A 15,771-nucleotide genomic window follows, 5' to 3' on the forward strand; every position below is an offset into this window, starting at 1 on the left:
TATCGGTGATTTACAATACAATTTCGACAAGTACCGACGTGCCTTCGCCCGGTTTCGACTGGATGTCGAGCGTGCCGTTCAGGTAGTCTACACGCGCCTGTACGTTGCGCAAGCCGGCGCCTTTGTTTTGTTCAAGGTTTTGAGTGTCAAAACCTTTACCATTGTCTTCCACGGTCACACTCACATTGTTTTCGACCCAGGTCAGCTGCACCTGCGCTTCGGAGGCGTGGGCGTATTTGAGCACGTTGTTCAGCAGCTCCTGGATGATCCGGTAAAGCACTACTTCCACCTGCGAATCGAGGCGTTTGTCTTCGAAACCGAATGCCTGCATGGTCACTTTCAACCTGCCGGAGGCGCTGATGCCTTCGCAAAAGTCGCTCAGCGCGTCGATTAATCCGAACCGTACGAGCGATTCGGGCATCATGCTGTGGGCAACGCGGCGCATTTCGCTGATGGCACCGTCGAGTTGGGTGAGAGCCCTGGTAAACGTCATGGCGCTTTCCTCGGGCAGGATTACATTTCCTTTCACGGAATTGAGAGTTAGTTTAATGCCTGATAACAGTCCCCCGAGGCCATCGTGCAGGTCGCGGGCCACGCGGGTGCGTTCTTCTTCTTGTCCTTTCAAAATGGAATTGGTGGCTACCAATTGTTTTTCCTGCTGCAATTGGAGCACTTCCTGCTCGGCCACGCGCTTGCGGAATGCAATGTTCCGGTAAACCAAAATCGCGATAACCAGCAGTCCCACCAGCCCGGCAATGAGGCCGTAAATCAATGTCGTGCGGGTTTGTTTCTCTTTTTCAAGCGTTACAATCTGGTTTTCCTTTTGGGCCGTCAGGTATTTGGTGTCGAGCTCCTGCAATTGTTTCTGCACGTCGATCCCCTGAATGGAGTCGTTCAGGATCGAGTATTTCATCAGGTAATCATAGGCGCCTTTGTAGTTGTTCTGGCGGGCAAGGTCGGTCGCGTAGTCTTCGTAAAGCTCCACCAAATGGTCGGTCATGTTGTTGGCTTCGGCAATGGTGAGCGCTTCTTTGGTGTATTTGGCGGATAAATCCGTCTTTTTAGCGTCCTCTGCGAGGAACATCAATGCCCTGAGGCAGTCGAGTTCGAGAAAAACATTGCCGGATTTCCGCGCGAGATCGAGCCCTTTCTGACCGTAAATCCAGGCTTCGTCGAGATTTTTCAACAGGCGGTTCGTGCGGCAGAGTCCGGCGTAGGCCTGGGTTACGAAAATGTCGGAACGGATCTTTTGAGCCACCAACAGCCCTTCCTTGAAATGCGCGAGGGCTTCGTTGTACTTTTTCAGATTGAAATAACAACCGCCGATATTGGTCAGAATGTCGGCCAGTTGCAGGCTATCCTTCATCGGACGGGCGAGCTGCAATGCTTTTTGCTTGTAAACCACCGACTTATTGAACAGATTGGCATGCTCAAAAGCCGTTCCGATGCTAATGTAAAGCCGGGGCAGGAACTCCTTCATTCCCAGCTTGTCGAACTGGCTCGCCGACTGCTGGTAATACTTGATCGCCTCCGTAAAATTGCCCATATAGGTGTAGCTGGCCGCGATATTGGCGTAGCTCTTGCCGATATTGACCTGGTGTTTCATCCTTTTGGCGATTTCCAGGCTCTCGCGGTTGAGTTTCAGCCCCTCTTCGAATTTCCCCTGCAAATTGAGAATGTACGTGTAGTTCGACCGGAACTTGAACCGCCCGATGTCGTAATTCAGCTGCTCGCTCAGGGCGTCGGCTTTGAGGTAATATTTGGCGGCGCTGTCGAGATTCTGGTTTTCGAGATACTGGCCGTATTCGACGTAGGCGAGTACGCGGTTGGTGTCTTGCCGGCTGGTCTGAATGCGTTTCAGAATGGCGGCCGGATCTGGGTTTTGTGCAAATGCATTATTGTAAAAAAAAACCAGTAAGAGTGCTCGTAAATATAATTTCATCGGACCCGGAGAGTAGAATGGATTGGAAAATTACAGTGGCAAAAGTCTGAAATAAAACCTTTTAATAATATCCTCTAAACATATGATTTTTCAAAAATCATGCATTTATAGGATTGATCCCCGGCTCCCCGGCAGGCTACCTTTGTGATGTCGAAAGGCAAAAAATTATCTCATCCATTATCCATTTATTAATCAAATACAGCCATGAAGAAGATCACATTTTTGAAAAACATTCTCGCTCTGTTGTTCCTTAGCACACTGATGTTCGCTTGCGAAGACAAAGACAAGGACCCATCTCCGGAACTGAGCTCGAAAGTAGAAGGAAGTTACAAAGTGACCCGCATGACCGAAGACGGTGAAGAGTATCCGCTCGAAGAGAACAACGTTAAGATCTTTGTTGAACTGGACAAATTCTCGTCAGAAGTGGTAAGTGCCAGAATGAAACTGACGATCGACGGCGACCGCCAGCCAGATGAGGAAGTAGGCACGCTCACGCTGAAAAACGCCGGCAGCACGGGCATCGACCTGTATGAAGGCACTGAAAAAGTTGGCAATGTGAAAGACGGCAAGCTGAACATTTTCGTGATTTACGAGGGCGCGGAGCTGGAAATGACGGCCAGCAAGCAGTAATCCGCCCTTTGCCGTACCCATTAACTCCCGATTACAATTATATAGCCATGAAAAATAGAATAGTACCCATTTTCCTCTACGCGATCTGCATTGCATTCCTGAATTTCACTTTCAGTGACGAGTTTGAAGAATATGGAATCAGCCAAAAGGACATTCAGAATCGCCTTTGGAATGGTTTGCAGGCCCCTTCGGTAACTGTGCCGTACTTTGGAAGCTCTGTGAAGTCGGCGTGCCGCTCGCTCGCTCCCGACGCCCAGGCCACCGCGATCAGGAAAGCAGGTTCATTTGTGAAGATGTATTTCAATTCGGAAGACTTTCAGAAGCGTTATACGGAATCGATTGCGAAAAAGTATCCGAAACTGGAAACGGCCGTGAGCGAACAGCGTAAAGCGGAAATCCGTGCGAACCGTTTGAAAGGCGTGCAGGGCTTGCAGGCGAAGGATATGGAGCCGGTGGTAGACATTCAAATCCAGTCCGCGGAGACGTTCGTGGGGATGGAAAGCATGCTCAGCAGCATCCCGGCCGACCAGCGTGCCGACTTCAAGAAGCAGATCGAGGACGGCAAACGCAATGCAGCATTCTTTAAGAAGATCAAACCGCTTTTGAAAACGAATATGGAGGAGTTTAAAAAGCAATATGCCGAGTTTCTGGCGGCTGATGAAATCCGCCAGTCGGAGCAGACGATGGCGCGGAATGCGAAAAGCAATGCGGACGAATACGAGAAGTTGAAAGACCCGAAAAAAGTGCTCGTGGCTCGCCTTACCGACTTTCTGAACCAAAGCAAGGGCGTAGACTTTGCGGCGCAGACGAAGGAAGTGAATGGACGTAAGAAGTTTGTCAATGCGGCTTACGAGGGCAGAAGCGACGTCTGGAAATTCTGCTACCGCATGGGCGCGACGCCTACGAACACCGCCCGCGCATTTGCCCAGCAATGGGTGACAGAGTTGAAATAAAGTTGAGCGAGTTGAAATAAATTGGTTTATATAAAACCGACAGGCAGGCGCCATTGGTGCCTTTTCTGTCTGATCCGTGGCCGACAGCGCGTTACTGTTGCCACGGATTTTTTTATTTTAAAGAAAATGCGGCGCGCTATTGCATTTTAAAAAACATTAAACTTACTTTGTCTATCAAATAAGTATACTATTAAAGAAACAAGGCTCCTGAACCACCCTGAGCTGAGTATTAATCCAGGCATCTTTGATATGAGCGCGGTTAATTTACTTTGTACGACCCCATTGAGGGAAGTGGTGGGACGCCCCTTCATGCTTTGTTTTTTCCGAACCTGTTGCTGTTGTTGAAACGGCGGCATTTTACCTGACATTTCTCGGAAATATCCCGCCAGACAGTCATGGCTGATCATCTGAAATTTTCGGTGGTTGGCGATTTCAGTTGCCGGCTGTGCTGTCCCGGGGTATTTCCGTGCCCATATTACCTGCTGCGTTTATAGTTAACCGGTACTACTACACCTTTCAAATATGATCACATTTTCAGACGTGTTGCTGCTGGCACGGAAGATCGCCGTTGGCATTTTACTCACCGTTATTCCTTTTGTTCTGGTTGCCGGGGGAATCTGGCTGGCCTGGAAAGTATTGAACTGACATCTCAATTTCACCTTTTAAAGATCACTTATTATGAAGTTGGACAACGAAACGGCGCGGAAAATCACCCGCGACGGTCTTATCAGCGTGGCGCTCTACACTGCGCCGATTATACTGATGTTCGCAAGTTTCCAGATTTTCGACTACCGGCCATGGGAGGGCAGCAATGCATTTCCGTTCAAAGCCCCGGCGTTTCTTGAGGCGGTTTTCAAAAACCTGAGCAGTTGGGGTTTGCCGGTGATCGTGCTCACGCTGGGTGTGATCGAATTCGCGGCGGGGCTTTATGAAAACAAATGGACCAAGAACGAGCGCATCCTCGACATTGTGTGCTTTGTGGTGCCGAAACTGGTCGTACGGCCTTTTGTAGCCTATTTTGGACTAAAACTTCTTCCTGAAATCCTGCCGGGTGCCAAGAATGCGTTCGAATGGGTGCCGTTTTGGTGGGCATTTCTGATCATCGCCGTGGCCGACGACCTTACGCAATACTGGTATCACCGCCTGCACCATCAGGTGCCGTGGCTGTGGCGCTTCCACCGTACACACCATTCGGCGCCTTATATGGGAATGGCAATGGCCGGCCGCCAGAACATCATTTACACGCTGTTTTTCTCGCAAACATACCTCACCGTCGCGCTGACTTACCTCGGGCTTGGTTATGCCGCATTGTTTGTGAAAGTGATTAAATCGTTCATCACCACCGGCGCGCATTCAAGCATTCCCTGGGACAAACCGTTTTATGAAAAAAAATGGCTGCAACCGATCGGCTGGGTATTGGAAAGGCTCATTTCCACCCCTGCCACACACCATGCACACCACGCCGATACGAATGACGACGGAATAGGGCATTACAAAGGCAATTTCGGGAACATGTTCTTTCTTTGGGACATTATTTTCGGAACGGGCATCATTACCCGCAAATATCCGTCGAGCTACGGTATCAAGCATTATCAGGAAGAAGAATGGTATGCGCAGTTTTTGTGGCCCATTCTCAAATCCAGAAAGGAAGGCAGCGAGCTATCTCACAACGGTCCGGTCGTAGGCGACGCCGTGCCCGATACGCCCGAGCTCATTCCCCTGAAACCTGAACCAGCGACTACCGCAGTACCGACTGCCGCAGTACCGACTGCCGCAGTAACGACTGCCGCAGTCGCTTGAAATCACTGATGACCACTGGCTGAGTCGGTGGTCATTTTTTTGTGCCAAATACTCAGTCAGAAGCTTAGTCGGCCTTGGTCAGGCCATCCACCTTGCCCCGATACGGCTGCAATGGGACGGTAGGGATGAAGCCTTTGGTACCGTCGGCCAGCTGCACGCGGTAGCCTCTCGACATTTCCCCAATGATGCGAACGACCGCATCGGCAGGCAATGGTTGAATGATCGTGCTTTTATCGAGTTGCGGCGTGTTATACAAATTTGTCTTCTTTCGGATCGTAACCGTATCGCCCAGCCATTTGGAAAGTTCCGGTAAGCCGGGCAACTTCTCGCGGCGATCGTCGATAAACGGCAGCGGGTTCACCGCGCCGGAGCCTCGTGTATAAATCCCGAAATGCAAATGCGGCGACGTGGTAATGGCATTGCCGGTATTGCCGACCAATCCGAGCGTATCACCCAATGTAACCCGCTGGCCGGATGACACCATTTGGCTATCCAAATGTGCATAATACAGCGAATAGGGGCTGTCGAGCGAAGAAAGGAATACCACTTTTCCACCCAAATTATTAGTCCCGACCTGCGTCACGAAGCCATTCTGAGAAGCAATGGCCGGCGTGCCGCGTTTGGCTCGGATATCGATCCCTTCGTGCGAGCGTGCACCCGCGTCACGCTCCGCGCCCCAGTAGCTGATCACGCTCGACATGCTATGCCCGGCCACCGGGAAGCCGAGTGTCGGCTCTGTCGAAAGCGACACCGTAACGGCGAGTTGCTGAGCCAGCCCAGTTTGTATTTTCAGCAGTAAAGTGTCCCGTTCGGTATTGGAATAGGCAATGTAGGCGCCATTGTCTTTGAGGTAATCCAAACGCTGCGGCTTTCCGTTCCGCCGGATTTTGTACAGCTCCATAAACAACAATGCGGCCGAATCGGCATTGGCGCGGTTAGGCGTAATCACCAGCTTCCGGCCTTCCGGCACGGTAATCCTGAATGCCTGCGCGGGCAGCGAATCACCGAGGAAAACCCGCTCCTGGTACGGCGCGATGGTGAAAACTGAGTCGGAAAGCACTTCGGTACTCATCCTGAACCACGTGGCGCCGGCCTGGGTCTTCTCCATTTTCGCTTTGAGCAATTCCCTTTCGTAATGCTCCTGCGGTGTCACTGGAAACCAATGCGAAACCGGCACCGGCTTACAGGCTTCGAAAAGCATTGCGAGTGCAGCTACGACAAGTATTTTTTTCAGGGATTCCATTTGCTGATGACTTTGTAAGCGGGAGGGTAACAAAGTCATGCCATTGGAGAATCGGATTTGAGCGATGAGTGCTGATAAGGTGTTATTCGACTTTTTATCATCTAAAACTTCATCAATATGACCGATTTCAAATCATTAGTATCAAGCATCCAGGAAACCAATGTGACTCTCCAGCAAAGCGCTTCCAAAGCCATCAACAGATACCTTACCATCCGTAATTGGCTGATCGGCTTCCACATTGTGGAATTTGAACAGAATGGAGAAGATCGGGCAGAGTACGGTCAGCGGCTAATTGAAGAGTTGGCCAAAGCTTTGGATACGGCCGGGCTAAGTGTACGAAGCCTGAAATTATTCCGACAATTCTATTTTACTTATCCCCAAACTGGGCAGACACTGTCTGCCCAATTCAAAAGTATGCGTTCAATCAGGTTAAATGACCTTCCTGCAAAGCTTGATAAGGTTAATGCGGTAAATGAACAAGGTGCCCGGTTTTCGGTAGATGCGCAAATACTGCTTTCCAAATTGTCATTTTCACATCTTGCTTTACCACTCCCGCTGAAAGAGCCTGAGAAGCGCTCATTCTACGAGCGTCAGTGCGTGATGGGGAATTGGAGCGTTTCCGAACTCAAAAGGCAAATCAATACCCTTTATTACGAACGCTCGGGAATGAGCCTCGATCCGGATGAATTGGGCCGGGGCGTTGAGGAAAATGCGCAGCGGCCCGGCATTGCAGACATTATCAAGTCGCCATTCACCTTTGAGTTTCTTGGGTTAAAAGCGAAAGACGCGGTGTATGAAAATGAGCTGGCGCAGATGCGATCTTAGCTGATTCGTTTATAAACTGTTTCAGTTGCCTTATCCTCTTGCCCTTCGGGCGAGATGTTGTACGCGGTGATGATTAACGTGTTTTCGTCTGCCAGCTCGGCAACGGTGCGCCAGTTCCAGGGAGCGGGGTATTCGGGGACGCTGTATTGGCCGAGAACGTTGAAGCCGTTGTCGGTGGGAGTGCCGTTGGAGAGCATCATGCCGGTGCCCATGTGAAAGCTGTCGATCCAGAACGCCTCTGCTTTGCTGTTAGGAATGTCGAATCCGTAAATGGCAACGCCCTTAAATGGTTTGCCGTCGATGCTGCCCTCGTATTCGTGTAGCAGAAAGCTGCCTCCGAGGATGGCGCGGATCGTGCCACTCATTTCAGATTCGTCGGCAAGGATATTGGGCTCGAACCACGTTTTGGTAATGCCTTTCCAGGTGCCCGTCAGCGCCTGCAGTTGATGATGTACTCCCGATTCCAGGGACGTTTCAAATTTCGATTTTGTCATAGGTTTTCTAATTTGTTTGAATAAAGACGCGATTGTGCACCAACGCATTCAAGCCTGTCCGTGTCATCGTGGCGAGTTTTTATAAATATAAACATCCAAAATTTGATAAAAATAAGATGCAAAGCAATTGCCGGAAACGCCAACCGAGAGGGGTATTTGAGACAAAAATATTTATATTGGTGCCCGCTTTGGTTTGAATGTCAAAGATTAACACATCAACAACATGGTAAAATTAGGACTATTAATTACCAACCGGCACCGTTTATTGAGCGTAGCAGCGATTCTGGATGTATTCGAATCGGTGAACAGCTTTTATGAACGGGCCAATCAGCCACCCTTCTTCCACATTACATTGTTTTCGCCGGACCCCGAGCCGGTGGAATTTTACGGTGCATATTCAATGCAGCCGATCAGCCAGTTTATCAAGCAGGACCTTGTTCTCGTGCCGGCATTCGGTGCTGGCGACGTCCAGCTTTCGATTATGAGTAACCAGAGCTGCATTCCGTGGCTTTGGGAACAATACAAAAGCGGGGCTGAACTGGCCAGCTTCTGCACCGGGGCATTCCTGTTCGCCGCGGCCGGCCTTTTGAATGGCAAGCACGCCACTACGCACATCGACGCGGCCGAAACGCTCGCATCCAACTTCCCGGAGATCATTATGAAAAGCGACGCCGTTGTGACCGAGGATAAGGGCATTTTCACAAGCGGCGGCGCTACCAGCAGTTTTCACCTGATGCTTTACCTTATTCAGCGTTTGTGCGGAAAAGATCTCACGCTGCGCACCGCCAAAATGTTCGCCATCGACATGGACCGCGAGCAGCAAACCTATTTCGGGACTTTCGCGCCGCCGCAAAACCACGGCGACGGGCTGGTGAATATGGCGCAGCGGAAAATCGAGAAGGAGTATCAGGAAGGAAGCACGATTGAAGTACTCATTCAGGACATTCCGGCAAGTCGCAGGAATGTGGTGCGGCGGTTTAAGCAGGCAATCGGCGTGACGCCCATCGAATATTTGCAGCGCACGCGCATCGAAGCAGCGAAGCGGCTCCTCGCGCAAACCGACCAGAGCGTGCTGGAAGTAATGCTCAATTCCGGCTACAACGACCTCAAATCGTTCCGGCAACTCTTCAAGAAAAGTACCGGTGTGACGCCTAAGGAATACCGCGACAAATTCAATATCGCCCGGCTAGAAACCGGTGCCCGATGGAACCGCCCGATGAGCGGAGCCGCCTATCTCGACTAAAAGCAAAAGCCCGGACTTTTTCGACGGTCCGGGCTTTGCATTGCTGAGTATTTTATTTCAATTCACTTTCGCGATTTTGCGGAATGCGCGGTCGCTGCCCTGGATGATTTCAACAATGTAAACGCTAGCGGGAAGCTGGGTGATGTTCAGTTCGTGCGAGAAACGGTTCGCAGTTTTTTTCACTTGGGTGTTTTTATAAAGTGCTCCTGATTTTGCATCAAAAATCCTGATTTCAATTTGCTCAGTCTTTTCATTCGCGAGATCGATCCGCACGAAATCCGATGTCGGGTTGGGATAGACATTGACATCCGCATGCAGTGAAATTTCTTCTGGGGCTAAGGTCGCAGCCACTTCCACCGCCGCTTGTCTGGCATTCTGGCCGTCGGCGGCGATTACAAAAATGGGGGTTTCGCCTGCTGTAACGGTCACTTTCCCATCCACGATCGGCAGTTCGATCATGGCCATGTTGTCGGCACCGGCAGTAGGGGTGTAAATCCGCGCGACGCCCGATTGGTTGAGGTTTACGGTATATTCCGCCGTTCTGCCCACTTCGTCAGGGACGGTGAGGATGAAGAGCGATTTTCCGTTCAGCTCATAGCGGTCCACAATCGGGTCGTTGTGGAGCGTTTCCTTGTATTCGTATTGTCCGAAAAGCTTTTGCGTTTGCAGGAAATAGTCAGCGGACGGCCGGCGGGTTTGGTCATTATTCACAAATCCCGAAGTGCCGAACATGCCACCGTGGCCATGGTCGTCGTACATTTGGTAGAAAAACAATTTCTCGACGCCATTGCGGGCTGTGAACAGCGAAGTGCGCAAAATCCAGTCGGCCTGCGTTTGCAATGCGGATTTGTTGCCGATCGGGATCGCTTTCAGCGGGCTGTCCTGATGAATGTCGTAACCGGCTTCGGTGTTCCAGATCGGAAGGTCATTGGATAATTCGCGGGTTACTTTTACGAAATTTTCGAGGATTTGTTTCGCATTGGTCACTTCCGGGGCTGCGCCGCGGGTTGAGGTACCGCTTTGGCTCGACGATGTGTTGTCGGTATAAAGGTGGAAGTTCACCACGTCCCAGCAAAGATTCACCGTGCCATCGGCATTGTAGCCGCGGAATTCTTTACACCAGTCAACCATCCCTTTTATAAAATCGGGTCCGGTAACAAGCCCGGCGATGACGACTTTCATGTTCGGATCGGCGTTTTTGACACCTACGCCGGCGCCCATCGTGTTTTTGTGCCCGTCATAAAAGGCCGACATATTTGCCGCATATTCGCGGGCTGTCTGGTAGCCTTTGCGGCCTTTCCACCATTTATCGCGCTCGTTGTCGCATTCGATGTATTTGATATAATTCAGCCCGATTTTCACTTCGTTCACAGGGTCGTTGGTCCATCTTGGGGTGGTCGAAACGCTCAGCAGCGACGGATCAACATTGGTATTGCTGCCATAGCGCGCCGCATATTGGAAAGCGACTTTGGCCTGTTCGATGTACGAAAGCGGATCGGCGAAATTCTTGCCGTAGCGCACGGGAACATTTTCCGGGTCGCGCTGATCTTCGGGATAGGTTTCGCGCATCCAGGCGGGCTGCGTTTTGAGGCAAGCGAGCACTTCGATGCCTTCCTGTTTGCAGCGTTCGTAAATCAGGTCATAGTTCCAGCTGCCGCTCAATGTCGGGTTGTAGGAATAAACGCCCTCCGACGATTCCAGTTTTTCCCAATCCATATAATGCCGCAAGCCGGTGAAGCTTTTGGCAACCTGCACTTTTGACTCAACGAGTGATTCGGTATGCGCGCCGTCCTGAAAATACCATTCATACCCATTTACGCCGAGCATGTCATTCAGCTTAATGTGCTTGGTTCGGGCAGGTTTCGCGGTTTCAGTGCCTGGGGTGTGGCTTCCGTAGAATTCAATTTCAGTCGGCAATGTGTTCGACATCGTCATCACCAGGTACCGGATGTTGCTCATCGGCTGATCCAGCTTGAACTGCGCATCGCCGGAAAGCTGACGATCGGGGTAGGGGCCTACCCAGCCGTTGTAGATTTCGCCTGTGAAAGTTGCGACGGAAATGCGCTCCCATTGATCTGTGATCACCGATAGTACCAATGGGAAATCCTGCGCCGAGCCTGTAAAATCGAAGAATTTGACACCATTGAGGGTAATCTGCTCGCCCTCTTTGAGCGGATAGTAGGCCTCGTAGTTGTTAATAACCTTGCCCCAGCCTGTTTGAACATTCTCCTGGGTATTGCCGTCGAAGAGCCCGTCGAGCCCATTGGCCGCATTAGTCAGCTGGTACCAGCGCTTCGGATCGATGGGGATTTTGGTGCCCAATGCAGGATTGTTTGGATTGGTAATGCCTGAAACAGTAAATGTTCTGGCGATATTGTCAGCCGTAAGATAATTGTTGTTACCCGCTTGCGAAGCCGTGATGGTCACCTGTCCCGCCGCGTGGATTGAAGCTTTCCAAATGCCGCTCGCGTTTGAAACAGACACAATGGCTGGGTCGGAGGAGCTGAAAAGGATGGGTGTTTCGGGATTAGTGCTGCTGGCGGTCAGGTCGAACGAGCCATCGGTAATGCTTTTATCCGAAATCGCGTCAAAAGTGAGGATGGACTGTCCCTGAACGGAACCTGGGATTACTTCAAACCAGTTGAAGTTGAATGCGCCGCGGTTCGCAAAAATGCGGAAGATCTGGCTCCCTGCTTCCAGCTGCACAGTGGTGCGAACCGTCGTGTAGTTCTGCCAGCCGCCGGTTTGGGGAACGTCCACACTTCCGAGCACAGTACCGTTTGTATTTTTGAACTGTATATTACCATTGCCCCATTGGTTGGCTACCCTGAAATTAATCGTGTAAGTGCCTGCCGTTGGAACATTTACATTGTAATCCATCCAGTCGTTATCGTCGATGTAATTCACATTGATCGCTCCATCAACGTCGCCCGTCACTTCTGTACGCACGTCCGATGCTGCGTCGAAAGTCTCGGCTTCGATCCTGCTAGTCAATGCGCGGGATTCTTTGGCTTCAAACCAGTTGAAATTCCATCCGCCCTTGGTCGCAAAAACCCGCAGTTGCTGATTACCCGCCGGCAACGCTGCTATCATACTCACGGTTTTCCATCCCTGCATTCCGCCCGTTTGGGGCAAAATGATGCTGCCCAACTGATTGCCTTCGCTGTTTTTTAATGTCAGGGTTGCTTCCGGACTGTATCCGTTGGCAATGCGGTAGTTGAATGTGAAAATGCCTGCTGCGGGAACATGGACATCGTAATCCATCCAACTGCCGTCCTGAATCCATTCTACATTCTGGCCGCCGTCTATATCCTCGGTATTCTGCAGTTGCACGCTCGAAAAGTCGTCGTAGTTTTCGGCTTCTACTTTGGCAGGTAAAATAGTGCCGGTAATGCGGGCACCTGCCGAGACGAATGAAAACCAGTTAAGGTTAAAGGCGCCGCTGCGGGCGAAAAGGCGAACGACCTGGCTGCCTGCGGGAAGCGATACCGTGGTGCTGACCGTTACCCAGTTCTGCCATCCGCCGGTTTGCGGCACATTCACCTGGCCGAGGACGGTGCCGGCCGCATTTTGTATTTCAATAACCCCATTACCGTAAGCGTTAGCGACCCGGAACTGAATCTCATAGTCGCGTGCGGTAGCGAGGCTCAGGTTGTAGTCCAGCCAATCATTATCGTCGATGTAGCCGACATTCTGGCCGCCGCCTTCGTCGCCGGTATCTTCCGTGCGCACCTCGTGAGCGGCATCGAAGTTTTCCGCTTCCACCTTACCCGAAACGAGCGCGCGTGAACTGCCTACCTCGAACCAATTAAAATTCCAGCCTCCTTTCTCCGCGAAAATTCGGATCGTTTGATCCCCTTGTGGAAGCAATGCGACAAACGAAACGGTTTGCCAACCCTGCATTCCACCCGTTTGGGGAAGCACAATGCGACCGAGAACACTACCACTTGCCGATTGCAATGCTAGTGCCGCTTCCGGACTGTATCCATTTGCGATGCGGAACCGGAATGTGTAGTAGCCAGCCGACGGCGCCTGAACGGCGTAATCCATCCAGCTGCCATCCTGAATCCAGCCTACGTTGAGGCCGCCGTCTACATCCGAGGTATTCTCGGTGCCGACAGCATTCATTACAGTGAAATCTTCTGCTTCAATCTTTCCGGGAAGTGCCTTATTTAACTGAGCCTGAATAGAGAAGGAGATGAGTACAAAACAGATTGTAAAGATTTTAGTCATTCGTCGGGTCTACCTAAATTTTAGGTGAAGATACGATGAATTTAAATCCGACTACAAATTTTGTAGTAGTTTTTGTGACCAAAGCAATCCGGCAGTCTATTTCAACTTCAAATTTCGGCTAAACAAAGGACTAGTTTATTTGAATGCAGGGATTCCAGGTTCTTCGCCGGGGAGCGGTTCAACTTCGGGTACGACGGGTTCCACTGGCGGCAATTCGGGTTCCGGTTCAATGGGTGGGGTTTCGGGTTCCTTTTCGAATGGCGGTGTTTCTTCCGGTACATCGGGGGATGGCACTTCGGGGCGTGGATCGAAGGGAGGCGTTTCTCTCGGTTCGGTGGGATCTCCGCCGGCATTCTCGGCATCGAAGTATTCGTTGGCCAGTTGATAGATATCCATGATTTCCAGTTGTTTTGATGAGCTGTAACAAATGCGTGATTAAAACAACTGTGCCGGAGGTGAGCACGTGGGGCGGGAGATGCGCCGGCAGGCTGCTATTTGCAGATGGCCGAGGATTTGGCGCGACGGCAAAAAGGGTGAAGGAGGATATAGGCTTAGAAAAGAAATGGGATTTGATTGAAAGTGAATTGAAATGGAAAGCGGACCGCTGATGACGGCCCGCTTTGTTTGGCGTTCTATTTACTACCGGATTAGATTCCTTGCCAAGCCTCGGAGTATTTTAGAACCTTCGTTTGAGGGTTCGCAGGCGGATTATTTCCCGAGGAAATAGTTTGAGTTTTTGAAATAACGAGTCCGTCGCTGTCTGTTACATAAGTGGATTTATAATTGTGTGGCACTCCGCCGCCTAAAAATTGCCCAACCATTACATCCACAAGTACATCAGAGAATTTTCCAAAAATAGGAAGAAATGCATCCATGTTCCCATGTTCAACAGAAGTAGGGAGGTAAACCAGTGGGTTTCTCAACGGATATTTGTCAGGTATTGAAGTGTAGGAATAAGTTAGCGTGAAGTTGCCCCCACCAAGTTCAGTTAGGCTATGAAGTCTGTAAGATTTGGTGGCTGAGTTGTAGTTGTAGGAAAAGAGCAGGCCGTTGATTGCAACGACCCGCTCTGAGTGTTATGTAAAGGACTCTATTATCTTATGGATTACCTGGTAATCCCTGCCAGTTAACGGAATAGTTAAATGTTTCCTTGTAAACGGTTGCATATTTTACCATATATCTGAAAATAACAAGTCCATCACCATTCAACTTCTGTTTAGTATAAAATGTTTGCACGTGGTTGTTCGTAAGGAGATTATAATCCATTATTTCCTCTACTTGAAACTTGGAGCACTTTCCAAAGATTGGTAAATATCTGTCTCTGATACCGATTTCTATATTCAAGGGGTATTTATTCTCTATTGACGTGTATGATTTAAAATGGTAAGTGTGGTAGGGTTTGCCTTCTTTCTGATGCTCGATTACGTTTAAGCGGTAAGTCCAATCATATTTGTACTTCCAAGACTCTGTCAATATTCCTTGAATAAATTGATTGACTTCACTTAGATAGCCTTCTGAATTATATTTGTATTCAAAAATATCTCCGTTGTCATTTTCACTCTGTGTACATTGGCCGTTCACAACTTTAAACTTATGTTCTCTAATAAATGAATTGTTGGAGGCTTTGTAAGTCTTTTTGCTTATAGATAAGTACCCGGCTGGGTTTTCGCTATATGTATAGGTTACGTATTCGTCATTCAAAGGGCTTTTGCCTACTCTCGATATTTTTCCAAAAAATTTCCCGCTTTTTTTGTACTCAATTGATTGACCGCTGTCATCTACCAGTCTGGTCAATGGATTTAGCTTGGCATTTTGATCGCCAACAGCAGCGCTAGTCGGCTCCGTAGGCGCTACGACCTGATCATTGTTACAGGCGATTAGCAGCCCTGCTAATGCCAAACACTTAAATGCGCTTCCGGCTATTCTAACATGTTTCATAATAAAAATGAATGGGTGAATAAATATTTAACCTTATTTCAAACTTATCACATATTTGTAAGTTTTTTAAAGTGCCTTTTTTGAATGGCAAGGATGAATGAATGTATGGCGCAGCAAAATCATGTGTTTGCTAGCGTATAAGATTTGTCGCACAGAAGCGCGTGTGTGGGTATTAGTTTGGAGCATTAAGGATTGGATAGTCACTGCGCAAAATAAATGACGGACCATTGCTTCGGCGACGACCCGTTCATTTGTTAAAGAGTTGGATGATTTTAGAACTGGCCGCCTGTGATTCTTGAATGTTCCATATATTTCGAATATGGGTTAAATATAATTGACTAATCGAAAATTCCAGCAGCGTGTAATTGATTGCAAATATGATGAAGTTAAGGTAGTGAAAATTTAGTGCGCCTATGGCTATCATTGGAAGCGATGAGTATGTTTGACTAACTTTTTAAATTTGATAAATC

Annotated in this window: 13 protein-coding genes; 6 read left to right on the plus strand and 7 right to left on the minus strand. The window is 49.6% G+C overall.

Going from position 1 to position 15,771, the window contains the following annotated elements; genetic code table 11:
• Positions 1 to 10: 10 nt before the first annotated feature.
• The gene (locus DFER_RS22430) at positions 11 to 1,942 is read right to left on the minus strand and encodes a tetratricopeptide repeat-containing sensor histidine kinase (RefSeq protein ID WP_015813945.1); all 1,932 of its coding nucleotides are present in this window, start codon (positions 1,940 to 1,942) and stop codon (positions 11 to 13) included.
• A 204-nt stretch (positions 1,943 to 2,146) separates the two neighbouring features.
• Between DFER_RS22430 and DFER_RS22435 the strand changes: the two genes are divergently transcribed.
• From DFER_RS22435 to DFER_RS22450, 4 genes are all read left to right on the plus strand, one after another.
• Positions 2,147 to 2,572 carry a hypothetical protein gene (locus DFER_RS22435; protein WP_015813946.1) on the plus strand — a complete coding sequence of 142 codons (426 nt, stop codon included), beginning with the start codon at positions 2,147 to 2,149 and terminating at the stop codon, positions 2,570 to 2,572.
• Between the two features lie 47 nt (positions 2,573 to 2,619).
• Positions 2,620 to 3,525, plus strand: coding sequence for a hypothetical protein (locus DFER_RS22440; RefSeq protein WP_015813947.1), 906 nt, complete (start codon positions 2,620 to 2,622; stop codon positions 3,523 to 3,525).
• Positions 3,526 to 4,047: 522 nt separating this feature from the next.
• Entirely contained in the window at positions 4,048 to 4,170 is a 123-nt protein-coding gene (locus DFER_RS30730) for a hypothetical protein (protein WP_015813948.1), read from the plus strand.
• A 33-nt stretch (positions 4,171 to 4,203) separates the two neighbouring features.
• On the plus strand, positions 4,204 to 5,325 hold the full coding sequence (locus DFER_RS22450) for a sterol desaturase family protein (protein ID WP_015813949.1): 1,122 nt from the start codon (positions 4,204 to 4,206) through the stop codon (positions 5,323 to 5,325).
• A gap of 64 nt (positions 5,326 to 5,389) precedes the next feature.
• Here the strand turns inward: DFER_RS22450 and DFER_RS22455 are convergent, their stop codons facing one another.
• Positions 5,390 to 6,568 (minus strand): peptidoglycan DD-metalloendopeptidase family protein, encoded by a 1,179-nt coding sequence (locus DFER_RS22455; RefSeq protein WP_015813950.1) that lies wholly within the window; start codon positions 6,566 to 6,568, stop codon positions 5,390 to 5,392.
• 117 nt (positions 6,569 to 6,685) lie between these two features.
• Here DFER_RS22455 and DFER_RS22460 point away from each other — a divergent pair, with 117 nt between their 5' ends.
• Entirely contained in the window at positions 6,686 to 7,393 is a 708-nt protein-coding gene (locus DFER_RS22460; RefSeq protein WP_015813951.1) for a DUF1016 N-terminal domain-containing protein, read from the plus strand.
• Here the strand turns inward: DFER_RS22460 and DFER_RS22465 are convergent.
• Positions 7,390 to 7,887, minus strand: a complete 498-nt coding sequence (locus DFER_RS22465) for a DUF1579 domain-containing protein (RefSeq protein WP_015813952.1) — start codon at positions 7,885 to 7,887, stop codon at positions 7,390 to 7,392. The genes DFER_RS22460 and DFER_RS22465 overlap by 4 nt on opposite strands.
• A 223-nt stretch (positions 7,888 to 8,110) precedes the next feature.
• Here DFER_RS22465 and DFER_RS22470 point away from each other — a divergent pair, with 223 nt between their 5' ends.
• Positions 8,111 to 9,130, plus strand: coding sequence for a GlxA family transcriptional regulator (locus DFER_RS22470; RefSeq protein ID WP_015813953.1), 1,020 nt, complete (start codon positions 8,111 to 8,113; stop codon positions 9,128 to 9,130).
• 57 nt (positions 9,131 to 9,187) lie between these two features.
• Here DFER_RS22470 and DFER_RS22475 read toward each other — a convergent pair whose 3' ends face one another.
• From DFER_RS22475 to DFER_RS22490, 4 genes are all read right to left on the minus strand, one after another.
• A complete protein-coding gene (locus DFER_RS22475) occupies positions 9,188 to 13,258 on the minus strand; it encodes a carbohydrate-binding protein (protein ID WP_041735426.1) in 4,071 nt (1,356 codons plus the stop codon).
• A 240-nt stretch (positions 13,259 to 13,498) separates the two neighbouring features.
• On the minus strand, positions 13,499 to 13,759 hold the full coding sequence (locus tag DFER_RS22480; protein ID WP_015813955.1) for a hypothetical protein: 261 nt from the start codon (positions 13,757 to 13,759) through the stop codon (positions 13,499 to 13,501).
• A 251-nt stretch (positions 13,760 to 14,010) separates the two neighbouring features.
• Positions 14,011 to 14,238 carry a hypothetical protein gene (locus DFER_RS29960; RefSeq protein ID WP_143828783.1) on the minus strand — a complete coding sequence of 76 codons (228 nt, stop codon included), beginning with the start codon at positions 14,236 to 14,238 and terminating at the stop codon, positions 14,011 to 14,013.
• A gap of 223 nt (positions 14,239 to 14,461) precedes the next feature.
• Positions 14,462 to 15,301, minus strand: coding sequence for a hypothetical protein (locus DFER_RS22490; RefSeq protein WP_015813957.1), 840 nt, complete (start codon positions 15,299 to 15,301; stop codon positions 14,462 to 14,464).
• Between the last annotated feature and the right edge of the window lie 470 nt (positions 15,302 to 15,771).

The organism is Dyadobacter fermentans DSM 18053 (assembly GCF_000023125.1).
Taxonomy (GTDB): domain Bacteria; phylum Bacteroidota; class Bacteroidia; order Cytophagales; family Spirosomataceae; genus Dyadobacter; species Dyadobacter fermentans.

What these genes read in the sequence shown, in the direction of transcription:
- DFER_RS22455 (WP_015813950.1), bottom strand. Translation starts at nt 6,568, where the DNA reads ATGGAATCCCTGAAAAAAATACTTGTCGTAGCTGCACTCGCAATGCTT.
- DFER_RS22465 (WP_015813952.1), bottom strand. Translation starts at nt 7,887, where the DNA reads ATGACAAAATCGAAATTTGAAACGTCCCTGGAATCGGGAGTACATCAT.
- DFER_RS22480 (WP_015813955.1), bottom strand. Translation starts at nt 13,759, where the DNA reads ATGGATATCTATCAACTGGCCAACGAATACTTCGATGCCGAGAATGCC.
- DFER_RS30730 (WP_015813948.1), top strand. Translation starts at nt 4,048, where the DNA reads ATGATCACATTTTCAGACGTGTTGCTGCTGGCACGGAAGATCGCCGTT.
- DFER_RS29960 (WP_143828783.1), bottom strand. Translation starts at nt 14,238, where the DNA reads ATGGATGCATTTCTTCCTATTTTTGGAAAATTCTCTGATGTACTTGTG.
- DFER_RS22450 (WP_015813949.1), top strand. Translation starts at nt 4,204, where the DNA reads ATGAAGTTGGACAACGAAACGGCGCGGAAAATCACCCGCGACGGTCTT.
- DFER_RS22460 (WP_015813951.1), top strand. Translation starts at nt 6,686, where the DNA reads ATGACCGATTTCAAATCATTAGTATCAAGCATCCAGGAAACCAATGTG.
- DFER_RS22435 (WP_015813946.1), top strand. Translation starts at nt 2,147, where the DNA reads ATGAAGAAGATCACATTTTTGAAAAACATTCTCGCTCTGTTGTTCCTT.
- DFER_RS22470 (WP_015813953.1), top strand. Translation starts at nt 8,111, where the DNA reads ATGGTAAAATTAGGACTATTAATTACCAACCGGCACCGTTTATTGAGC.
- DFER_RS22440 (WP_015813947.1), top strand. Translation starts at nt 2,620, where the DNA reads ATGAAAAATAGAATAGTACCCATTTTCCTCTACGCGATCTGCATTGCA.
- DFER_RS22490 (WP_015813957.1), bottom strand. Translation starts at nt 15,301, where the DNA reads ATGAAACATGTTAGAATAGCCGGAAGCGCATTTAAGTGTTTGGCATTA.
- DFER_RS22430 (WP_015813945.1), bottom strand. Translation starts at nt 1,942, where the DNA reads ATGAAATTATATTTACGAGCACTCTTACTGGTTTTTTTTTACAATAAT.
- DFER_RS22475 (WP_041735426.1), bottom strand. Translation starts at nt 13,258, where the DNA reads ATGAATGCTGTCGGCACCGAGAATACCTCGGATGTAGACGGCGGCCTC.